We start from the raw sequence: 1343 nt of genomic DNA, 5'->3' as shown, positions 1-1343 counted from the left end.
GTTTTCGAAAGACCAAGTATCAAGCGAAGGTATCTATATAGGCTATTGTATCAAGTTTGTGCTGACATATGATGATCTTCTCGTTGTGTTTAATCTCCCCCGCTTCTAAGCGACAAAACTTTTTTCAAGATAAGCGCATGCCATAAAACGAAAATAACAACCTTAAACGGCTCGTTTGGTGCCTTAAAATGGCCAAATTATGGTGTTTTAAGTTGCTGTTTTTGTTGGTTTTTAATTTGATGTTTTCTTAAGATCACAATGGTAGTCTTAGCTTGATTTCTTTAGGGGGTTAAATGGACACTAATAACAGCACTTATCATCAGCACAGTTTTGCTCAGCAAGATCTATCAGAGCTTACATTTACGGCCTGTACGTTTATCCGTTGTGATTTCAGACGTTCGAACTTACGTGATGCAACGTTTATTAACTGTAAGTTTATTGAACAAGGCGATATTGAGGGGTGCCACTTTGATATTGCCGATTTACGAGACGCAAGTTTCCAGAATTGCCAGTTGGCGATGGCGAACTTTAGTAATGCGAATTGCTATGGGATTGAGCTGCGTGAATGCGATTTAAAAGGAGCGAATTTTACTCGTGCTAACTTTGCCAATCAAGTAAGCAATAGGATGTACTTTTGCTCTGCGTATATTACGGGCTGTAACTTGTCATACGCCAACTTGGAGCAGGCCTGCTTGGAAAAGTGTGAGTTGTTTGAAAACCGCTGGATAGGGACTTACCTTGGCGGTGCGTCACTGAAAGAGTCTGATCTCAGCCGAGGCGTGTTCTCCGAAGATGTATGGGGGCAATTCAGTATGCAGGGGGCTAACTTGTGTCATGCGGAATTAGAAGGGTTAGACCCTCGTAAAGTGGATACGACAGGGATTAAGATTGTCGCTTGGCAACAAGATCAGTTGCTTGAAACCATGGGTATTGTTGTGATGCCTGATTGATTTTCCAATTCTGCATATCACGCTGTAAAACTCGGTTGTCGTATCACTCTGTCGTAATTAACCACAGCAGTTAGAAGAAAAGCCCAAAGCTAACAACTTTGGGCTTTTCCGTATTTGGAGTCCGTAACCTGCAATTTATCAAAGCGACTCGTCAAACTGAGAGCGAAGTAATCTTGTGAGTCTTTCGGTTTGATATACTCAGTGTTCATTCGATTAAGATGATGGAGATGATATGTCGAAAACCGCGAAGATCATTAATGAAGATAAATTGCTAAAGAAAGCTCTGGAAGTCGGTTCTAAAATGGCAAAGTTACAAGGCTTTGATTTGCCACACTCATCTCAACCTATAAAAGTTAAGGCTGTGTACTTGTTTCTTGTTGGAGTTAATCAGAT

General features: G+C 41.0%; 2 protein-coding genes. Both read left to right on the top strand.

Going from position 1 to position 1343, the window contains the following annotated elements; all coding sequences use genetic code 11:
* Positions 1-293 precede the first annotated feature (293 nt).
* Complete coding sequence (locus AB4496_RS27875) at positions 294-950, top strand: Qnr family pentapeptide repeat protein (RefSeq protein WP_009845973.1); 657 nt, start codon at positions 294-296, stop codon at positions 948-950.
* Between the two features lie 232 nt (positions 951-1182).
* Positions 1183-1343, top strand: a 161-nt coding sequence (locus AB4496_RS27870) for a DUF5062 family protein (protein WP_372133263.1), incomplete at its 3' end; no start/stop codon positions are given.

Origin of the sequence: Vibrio sp. 10N.222.46.A1 (genome assembly GCF_041473595.1) — a bacterium.
GTDB lineage: Bacteria > Pseudomonadota > Gammaproteobacteria > Enterobacterales > Vibrionaceae > Vibrio > Vibrio tasmaniensis_A.
The sequence above is the reverse complement of the archived record's forward strand: the minus strand, read 5'-3'. Positions and strand labels throughout refer to the sequence as shown.